The sequence below is a fragment of the Salegentibacter echinorum genome, assembly GCF_900129445.1.
GTDB classification, from domain to species: domain Bacteria; phylum Bacteroidota; class Bacteroidia; order Flavobacteriales; family Flavobacteriaceae; genus Salegentibacter; species Salegentibacter echinorum.
The window spans coordinates 140,193-149,653 of record NZ_FQVT01000007.1 but is presented as its reverse complement, the minus strand read 5'-3'; the positions used below and the strand labels follow the sequence as shown (position 1 = coordinate 149,653).

Annotated in this window: 8 protein-coding genes; 3 read left to right on the top strand and 5 right to left on the bottom strand. The window is 36.8% G+C overall.

Going from position 1 to position 9,461, the window contains the following annotated elements; translation table 11 throughout:
* Positions 1–166: 166 nt before the first annotated feature.
* Positions 167–796, bottom strand: a complete 630-nt coding sequence (gene rsmG, locus BUA71_RS11945) for a 16S rRNA (guanine(527)-N(7))-methyltransferase RsmG (RefSeq protein ID WP_072880066.1) — start codon at positions 794–796, stop codon at positions 167–169.
* A 269-nt stretch (positions 797–1,065) separates the two neighbouring features.
* On the opposite strand from rsmG, the gene BUA71_RS11940 reads away from it, so the two are divergent.
* Positions 1,066–2,169, top strand: a complete 1,104-nt coding sequence (locus tag BUA71_RS11940; RefSeq protein ID WP_072880038.1) for a fatty acid desaturase family protein — start codon at positions 1,066–1,068, stop codon at positions 2,167–2,169.
* 33 nt (positions 2,170–2,202) lie between these two features.
* A complete protein-coding gene (locus BUA71_RS11935; protein ID WP_072880036.1) occupies positions 2,203–3,396 on the top strand; it encodes a pyridoxal phosphate-dependent aminotransferase in 1,194 nt (397 codons plus the stop codon).
* A gap of 464 nt (positions 3,397–3,860) precedes the next feature.
* On the opposite strand, the gene BUA71_RS11930 is transcribed toward BUA71_RS11935, so the two are convergent.
* Both BUA71_RS11930 and BUA71_RS11925 read right to left on the bottom strand, forming a co-directional pair.
* Positions 3,861–4,109 (bottom strand): type II toxin-antitoxin system ParD family antitoxin, encoded by a 249-nt coding sequence (locus tag BUA71_RS11930; protein ID WP_072880034.1) that lies wholly within the window; start codon positions 4,107–4,109, stop codon positions 3,861–3,863.
* Between the two features lie 368 nt (positions 4,110–4,477).
* A complete protein-coding gene (locus tag BUA71_RS11925; RefSeq protein ID WP_072880032.1) occupies positions 4,478–5,464 on the bottom strand; it encodes an AbiH family protein in 987 nt (328 codons plus the stop codon).
* A 632-nt stretch (positions 5,465–6,096) separates the two neighbouring features.
* Here BUA71_RS11925 and BUA71_RS11920 point away from each other — a divergent pair.
* Positions 6,097–6,948, top strand: a complete 852-nt coding sequence (locus BUA71_RS11920; RefSeq protein ID WP_072880030.1) for a fructosamine kinase family protein — start codon at positions 6,097–6,099, stop codon at positions 6,946–6,948.
* A gap of 321 nt (positions 6,949–7,269) precedes the next feature.
* Here BUA71_RS11920 and BUA71_RS11915 read toward each other — a convergent pair whose 3' ends face one another.
* Complete coding sequence (locus tag BUA71_RS11915; protein ID WP_072880028.1) at positions 7,270–8,163, bottom strand: EamA family transporter; 894 nt, start codon at positions 8,161–8,163, stop codon at positions 7,270–7,272.
* A 69-nt stretch (positions 8,164–8,232) separates the two neighbouring features.
* Complete coding sequence (locus BUA71_RS11910; RefSeq protein WP_072880025.1) at positions 8,233–9,312, bottom strand: AI-2E family transporter; 1,080 nt, start codon at positions 9,310–9,312, stop codon at positions 8,233–8,235.
* Positions 9,313–9,461: the final 149 nt, after the last annotated feature.

The following is a 9,461-nucleotide window of genomic DNA, read 5'->3' as shown; positions in this document are numbered from 1 at the left end:
TAAGACGGTTACAAATGGCCGCTTTTGATTTGTACCGTAAGTTTACGTCAATATTGCCGTTTTTCAAATTTTTTGTAGTGGGTCTCGCAATGACAGGCAAGGTCAAACTCACAACTGAGAAACTGAGAAACTGAGAACTGAGAACTGAGAACTGAGAACTGAGAACCTAAGGTTTATATTTTAAAGGTAGATACACCACTTTCTTAGTGGTAAAAAATTCTTCTTCAAAATAATCACGTAGCTCATAGATTCTCGCTTTGGGATAATCGCGTAGCTCTACGGTTAGATCCCCTCCTTTAAGATAGAGAATTCCGTTTTTAAGTTCGTGCTCACTTTTCTTAGCGATTTTTCCTTTCGTCCAACGTACGAAAGTTGGCATGGCCGCCACTGCCCTACTCACTATAAAATCATAATTTCCTGTAATCTCCTCTACCCGGGAATTGGTGGTTTTAACATTTTTCAGCTTTAAACCATCTTTTACCTCATCTACTACTTTCATCTTTTTTCCAATAGAATCAACGAGATGAAAATTGGTATCTGGAAATAGAATAGCCAACGGGATGCCGGGAAATCCGCCACCGGTTCCTACATCTAAAATTTCTGCTCCCGGATTAAAACCTTGCACTTTAGCGATTCCCAAAGAATGCAACACATGTCTAAGGTAAATTTCGTCGATATCCTTGCGGGAAACCACGTTAATTTTTAGGTTCCAATCTTTATAAAGATGTTCTAATTCTTCAAATTGCTTGATTTGCTCAGCACTTAAATCGGGGAAATATTTCTGTATTAATTCCAAAGTCTTCAATTTGTCACAAAAATACATAATTTGACCTCTTCTGGGTTATTGTACAATGAATTAAATTGTCCCGCTATAAGCTTGTCGAAGCATTTCAAATAATAGCGTCTTCGACAAGCTCAGACTGACATTTTGTAATAATATATAAGTTTCTTTAGATTATTTTAAAATGAAAATTAGTTTACCCCAACAGATTAAAAATATTAATTAGCCATTGATTATTATTAAACTGTAGAAAATTTTATCTTTACGATTTACATAATTTTCAAATGGAAAACACTCAAAACCACATAAGATTTTCCCGTAAAGATTCTACTAAATTCTTTAGGATCCTCAACAAACGGGTAAATACATATTTTAAAGAAAACAATCTAAAAAAGACCGGAAACTGGAAATTGCACCTTAAGACGATTACCATGTTTTCTTTATTTTTAACGCCTTATTTTCTTATCCTCACCTTAGATATTTCACAATGGTGGATGTTGCTGCTCACCATAGTTATGGGCGCCGGTATGGCGGGAGTAGGCATGAACATTATGCATGATGGTAACCACGGCTCTTATTCTTCCAAAAAATGGGTCAATAAATTTATGGGTGGTACAATTTATATCCTTGCCGGTAATGTTTACAACTGGCAGGTACAACACAACGTGCTGCACCATACCTATACGAATATCCACGGGCACGATGAAGATTTAGATGCAGGTAGGATTATACGCTTTACAGAACACGCAAAGTGGCAAAAATTTCATCGTTTTCAGCATTATTATTCTGTATTTTTATATGGTTTGCTCACCTTTAACTGGGCCATCACTACAGATTTTAAGCAGACCAAACGCTACCTTAAAAAGAAATTAGCCTATGGCAAAATGCCTAATCCGGTGACGCAGTGGAGCATTGTGGCAATCACCAAACTAATTTACATCGCGGTATGGATTGTAATCCCAATGCTAATTTTATCTATCGCCTGGTGGAAAATATTAATAGGCTTTTTTGTGATGCACTATACTGCAGGCTTAATTTTAAGTGTGGTATTTCAACTGGCGCACGTGGTAAAGCAAACCGACATGCCCCTACCCGATGAAACCGGTTCTATGAAAAACACCTGGGCGATTCACCAACTTTTTACCACGGTGAATTTTTCAACCAAAAATAAAATAGTGAATTGGTTTACCGGCGGACTAAATCATCAGGTAGAACATCATATTTTTCCAAATATAAGCCACATTCACTATTCCAAAATAGCAAAAATAGTAAAGGAAACAGCTGCAGAATGCAACCTTCCTTATTACGAATATGAAACCACACGCGCAGCAATAATTGCCCATTTTAAACATCTAAAAGCAATGGGCGCGAAACCTGCAATTTCGTAAACTACTGAGTAATTAATTTGTAACCAATTAAAAATGCAAGAACAACTTTCAAACCGAATTAACAATTTAGCAACTTCGCAAACCCTGGCTATGGCTGCAAAAGCGCGTGAACTAAGAGCCGAGGGGAAGGATATTATTGGCCTAAGCCTGGGAGAGCCAGACTTTAATACGCCAGATTTTATTAAAGAAGCTGCAATCCAGGCTATAAATGACGATTACAATTCCTACACACCCGTAGATGGTTATGTGGAATTAAAAGATGCCATTATCAATAAATTTAAGCGGGACAATCAGTTAACTTACGATAGGTCTCAAATTGTGGTCTCTACCGGTGCCAAGCAATCTTTGGCCAATGTGGCAATGGTTCTATTAAATCCCGGCGATGAGGTGATTTTACCCTGTCCATACTGGGTGAGTTATGCTGAAATCGTAAAGCTTGCTGAAGGAACTCCCGTAGAAGTACCAACTTCTGTTGAAACCGATTTTAAAATGACCCCGGAACAGTTGGAGGCAGCCATCACTCCTAAGACCAAAATGATTTGGTATAGCTCTCCCTGCAATCCCAGCGGAATGGTTTACAGCAAGGAAGAACTTAGAGGCCTGGCCGATGTTTTGAAGAAACATCCCGATATTATTGTGGTAAGCGATGAGATTTACGAGCATATTAATTTCGTAGGTGATCACGCTTCTATGGCCCAATTTGAAGATATGTACGATCGTGTGGTAACGGTAAATGGCGTTTCCAAAGCCTTTGCCATGACAGGTTGGCGAATAGGCTATATTGGTGCCCCGGCGTGGATTGCCAGGGCCTGCAACAAAATGCAGGGACAAATTACCAGTGGTGCCAATTGTATTGCCCAGCGTGCGGTGATTACTGCTTTAGAAGCCCCGGTAAGTAAGATTAGTTATATGATCGATACTTTTAAATCGAGACGTAAATTAGTTAACGATTTACTAAACGATATTGAAGGTTTTGTAACCACAGACCCCGAAGGTGCATTTTATGTTTTCCCAAATATTTCTCATTTCTTCGGAAAAACCATAAAAGGCCATAAAATTGAAAACGCCACAGATTTTTCCATGCTTTTACTGGAAGAAGCTTTGGTAGCCACCGTTACCGGTGATGCATTTGGAAGTCCAAATTGTATAAGGTTATCTTATGCAGCTAGTGAAAGCCAAATTGAAGAAGCCTTAAAACGTATAAAAACAGTATTGACCGAAGTTTAATCGCGAGGCGATAGCCGGGGGTTTAATTCCAGCGGCTTGTCTTTTCACGAAGAATACCTCGTATTCCTGGGTCGAGGTTGTTGATTACTAAAGCCTACTGAGAGTAAATTATTGCCCTAAATTCATTGAAAATAATGAGTTTGGGGCTTTTTATTTGGCGAGATATTAGAGGAATTATATGACTATTTTTTCTGCTACCGACCCGATCTAAATTCGCTTTAATCATTTTCTCGCACCTGAAAAAAGTTAGCTATATGTTGTTGGTTTAGTTAATTCTACAAATTTGGGACGTTCAGGTTTGGCTTTCGAAAAATGAAATAGGCTTACCGGCCAAATTTCCTGACTTTTTTTCTCGGGGAATGCTAAGTATTTTTATTCGATCATTCTACTTTTCAGACCATTCTTCGAAAGTATAATTCCAAATATCATTTAAATCGTCAATAGCTTTCTGTCTCAATATGACTTTAGCCATTCTTTCTTTTTTCAACTTTTAATCTTTCAAGATTATCATCAAAGTCGAAATCCTCGACCAAAGGACTATCTAAACCATCTTGTATGGCATTTCTTAAGGCTACAACTTTGCTTTCCTCATTTTCCAAAAGCCGAAGGCCGGCTCTAATTACCTCACTGACGTTTTTATATCGTCCCGCAGAAACCTGGGTTTGCACAAACTGATCGAAATAATCCCCTAACGATATTGATGTATTTTTCATTTTCTCCTATTTTCTCAAATTTACCAAATTTCGATAAAAATTGCGAATTTGACCATTTTTTCTTATTACACTCTATGGCATAACCACGGGCTTACTTACCAGCACCAATTTAAAAAGCGATCACACATAGGGTCATAATAAAGGTACTACAGAAAAGTACTGCTTGAATTCGTTAGCCGAAGGAATTAATGAAGTTTCTTCATGCGGGAAATTGCTGCAAACAGTTTGCGATTATCGCCAGTTGGCGGAGTATGGGACGCGGCATTGTCGGCTTAGATTTGGTTTGTTGGTGAATTTAATTATTTTCTTACTAACGCTGCCGTCTATTTGCGATGAATCGTTGTTGGCAACTGGGCTTTTACTAAATCTTAAACGTAAATATTCTTGAACATTGAAGAATCCAGGGCAACGTAAATATTGTTGTATACTTTCTCCTTTTCTTCTTTAGTAAGCTTTGTCTTCTTCAGAAAGTAATTTCTCATACGCCTTTCTGTTCTATTATTTTTGTACCCAATTCGAGGTGAAATTACTTCTTCACCTTTAGTAAAGATTATAAGAGGTATATCCTTTTTTAGTCTTTCACCTATAAGCTCCCACCACATATTATCAGTATCACCAATGGATGATCCGAAAATGCAGATCATACTCGCTGTATTTATTTTTGCTTTCAATTGGTTGTCAATTGTATGTCTATAAGCTTTATTGCATTTTTCTTTTATTATGGCCTCTAAAACATCTTGATTATTGTGAAAGCTTTTATTCTTTAATTGGGATATATCATTAACTCCCATAACCATTCTATCGTCAGTATATCCGTGAATATGATGCACGTTTCTCAACTGGATTTTAGAATTAGGATAAAGTGGATTAGTGATTTTTATATCCTTTAAATCATTACCGAGAATTTTCTCAATTACACGAGTATAATTAAACGTAAAAATTTCTGTAGCCCAATGGGTGTTAGAGAATTTCTGTTTGTAACTTCTTATAGATAATCTATCTGCTGGTAAAAGCGCATTCTCTGGAATTACTAATTCTTTAAGGAATTTTGCAGAATCTACTTTTTCATATTCGAAGTTTTCCTCTTCTTTCATTAAATATTGAGCCAACTTTTCTCCAATATCTTCAAATACTGTATCAAATTCTTCTAAGGATTTTAATTCATCCGTGTAGTGACCTAGAGCAAGTTCTAAATCCGACCAGTTTTTGTAGTTATTAGAAATATTCTTTTTTAGTAAAGCTATGTTCTCATTATCTGAATTTTCTGATTTATAACTATCATAAAAATCTTTGTAACTAGTTTTAAGACCAAGATTTAAGTCAAAACCGTTACCAATTATATAAAGAATCTGCACTGATTGTTTTTTTTAAAATGTCTAAAATAACTAAGATTTCTCTTAGCCTTGTTGCCAACTCGTTTTATAAAGCTAAATATACCCATTATCCCTTAATATTTCCGGGAAAATATGAAGTTCCTTTCCGTTTATATCTATTGATAATTAACATAAAGAAGAAGTTCATCTTTAGATCTTCAGAGATTATCAATGGCGCCTAATTCATTTTTATTTATTAGAATTCAGGTATAAATAACCAACCGCCTCCCATAAAGCTTTTAACCTCCTCACCCCCACATTTATGATTGAATTATAAGCATCCAGATTAGCTTTTTTTTTTTAATTTTAAAAATTATGATAATCATTTTGAAGCTTTTGTCTTTAGCCTGTTTTGGAGTTTTAAGGTTCAAGACAAACAACGTATGAAAATTGAGAAATCTTTATTCTAAAAGAAAACATTCCTCTCCCGAGGCCTCGGGACGGAATGACAGCTCAACAAGAAAACAATAATTATTAAAAGATTTCATCATAGCAGGAGTGGAGCCTGGCTTAGTCCGCTAAAAATTTGGTAGCCAAGCTTAATCTGTTTAGCTTGTTTGTAAAAACCGTAGAGTTTTTTAAAACAGATTTTCTTAAAGAATACAGTAATAATTATGCTACATCAAGATTTAAAAACTCATTTAGAAACAGCATTTCCCATTAAAATTGAAAGCGTTTCTCCGTTAAGCGGCGGGGATATCAACGACGTTTACAAACTTAAATGTGCCAATCGGGATTACGTTGCCAAACTCAATAAGCTTCATAAATTCCCCGGAATGTTTCAAAAAGAAGCCAACGGACTGAAAGCTTTAAGGGATACCGGCGCCATAGATGGCCCAGAAGTTCTGGGGTTTGGCGATTTTCAAGATCAGACTTATTTACTGCTTGAATACAAAGAAACTGGAGAAGCCAATGCTGCTTTTTGGGAAACTTTTGGAGCGCAAATGGCCGCTTTACACAAAAATAGCCGGGAGAATTTCGGGTTTCAGGAAGATAATTTCTTTGGCAGTTTACCGCAATATAATAATGCAGAAAGTACTGCAGCTTCATTTTTTATCAATCAGCGGCTAAAACCACAATTTAAGATGGCTGTTGAAAATGGTTTTGAATTCAACAACCTGGATTCGTTTTATCAAAAAGCAGCTGAAATAATTCCAAACGAAAAGCCGGCGCTTATTCACGGCGACCTTTGGTCTGGTAACTATGTGATCAATTCCCGGAACAAACCCTGTTTAATAGATCCTGCAGTCGCTTATGCTCCCCGGGAAATGGACCTGGCGATGATGCAGCTTTTCGGCGGATTTAACCCGCGTTTATTTGAAACTTATCACGAAATCTTTCCGCTGGAAAACGAATGGAAAGATCGTGTTAAACTCTGGCAACTTTATTATATAATGGGGCATGTAAACCTGTTTGGCGGACATTATTATCATTCAGCAAAAAATATAATTTCCAGTTATTGTTGAAAAAACTTGTAAACTGTAGATTGTATTTAAAGATTGTTTGATAAATCTATGCGCCTTACAAGATCAGATTCCGGCTCTGTACTACGTTGGTAGTATTTTAATTGACCATTCAGAACCTTTCATCCCTAGCCTGTCTTGAACGGTAGTGGAAAGCCCCAAGACAAGCTACGCTCACAGAATCAAAAATCATTCTAATAGAGAAGATTCCTCCTGCGTCGGAATGACAGCTAAATAAAATCGTATAGCTTGATTACAATATAGGCTAAGAAAAAAACGCGGGTACTGTATAGTTCGAATAGAATGCGACCTGAATCTTCAGTATTATCGCGATCTTTTTACTTTTTTCAGATTAATTAATACCACCGAACACAAGATAATTACAATTCCCAGCCACTGCAGGGCGCTTATTTCTTCCTGTAGGATAAGGTAAGCGCTAAATACAGACACCGGGATTTCTAGCGCGGCGATAATGCTTCCCAGACCGGTACCAATTTCGGGGAAACCTTTATTAAAAAGCACAGGTGGTAAAATTGTTCCGAAGAATCCCAGAAACGTGCCCCATTTTAAAAAGACCAACCAATTGAATTCATCAAGAATCTGAACATTCCAAAATAAGATTACGATTATAAGTCCGCCAAAAACAAGGTATTTACTCCGGGTAATTAGAGGAAGCTCTAAAGAAACCCTGTTAGATGCATACATCCCCCCGGTATAACTTAGCGCAGCCAATAATCCGAAGCCAATTCCGGTGAAATTTATATCGATATCAGCTTCAAATATTTTTGCTGCCAGGGCAGTTCCCATAATTGCAATTATTGCACCCAAAACTTTAGTTTTTGTAACGAGTTCCCGGGCAGTAATAAACTCCAGCACCACTCCCATCCAAATAGTTTGCATTAAAAGAATAATTCCTACCGAAACCGGCACATATTGTATGGATAAGTAGTAAAAGCTACTGGTTAATCCCAGGCTGGTCCCAAAGAGCATCAACTTAAGTTTGGGATATTTTGACCTACTTTCTAAAGAAGTTGTTTTTTTCTTTGTAAAATATAAAGAGAGCATGCTTAACAGGATTGCTCCAAACAGATATTGAGAAAAAGCAAGCCCTGCAGTACCAAAACCATTATTATTGGCATACTTTACAAAAGTAGCCAGGACACCATAACTGGAAGCACCTATAGCGATGTATAGTGCGCTTTTAAAATTAGTATTCATTATGCTAAAAAGATAAATTGCAACTTGTGAAATAAATATAGACGTAGCTTATTTGGTTACGACTTAAAACTATTTATCTGGCTTTAGTTTTTCCTTACTAAAAAGCAAACCTATGGTTCTTAAATGAGGCAAATGCAATAAGAGAACGGTAAGGATTGCTGTAAAGGGAACAGCCAAAATCATCCCCGATATCCCCCAGAGTGCACCACCTAAAATCACCATAATAATCACAAGAAAAGGATGTACATTTACTTTAGACCCCATAATATAAGGTTGGAGAATATAAGTTTCTACAAACAGGGAAATAGAAAAAGTCGCCACTATCCCAACAAGCACGTAGAAATCTCCAGAAACCAGGTAGCCAAAAGCAAGCGCTGTGGTAAATCCAATGATGTTTCCTAAATAGGGAATAAGATTTAACACCACGGCGATAAGACTTACCAAAATAAAATTATCTACACCAGAGAAGCCCAAACCTATAATATAACAAACCAGGAGAATACCCATGAGAATAAGTTTTCCAACCAGGTAATTGGAGACCACCCGGCTAACCTCACCCAGGGCATTTTTGATTTCCGTGCGACTTTTTCTGGGAGAAATTTTAAATAAAAAGTATTTAAATCGCTTTCTATAACGCAAAATAAAGAACACGTAAATCATAGTGAGTAAAAAAGTACCCATCATTTGCGCGGTACCCATTAGAAGGCTCACAGCCTGTTTTCCTGCGGGTGAAGACGCTTTGCTTCCTCCTTCTTCCATGGGATTACTGCTATTTATAATCTCCCGAATTCGCTCTTTGCTCATAGGAGAGTTTTTACTAGCAAAATTTTCTATTTTTTCCACTTTTGGGATCATAGTTTCTTTAATTTCCGGCCATTTTTCCACAAAATTTTGAAACTGAAATACTAATAATATCACTAAAGCCAGGGAAGCCGCAAATACAATTAAAGTTGCAATTAGAGATGAAGTACCACGGGAAAGCCCAAGTTTCTCTACTTTTAAAGCGACAGGATATACAATTAAACTAAGCAAAACGGCAATCGCTAAAGGTGCTAAAAAAGTTTTGGCTTGTATCAACCCTGTAAAGAAGAAGAAAATCGCTATAATTAGCACACTAATTACCAGGATTTTTTTATAGATCTCGCGCATTCACTTGTATTTGTACTCTGGAAATAAACAAAAATAAATTTAATTGAAATACGAATTGTATATTGCCGAAGTCGCAAAAGTAATGGTTATTTATTTAAATCTGTAAATTGATCCCTGAGCCGGCTTATAAAAATACGTTAAGATTTTCC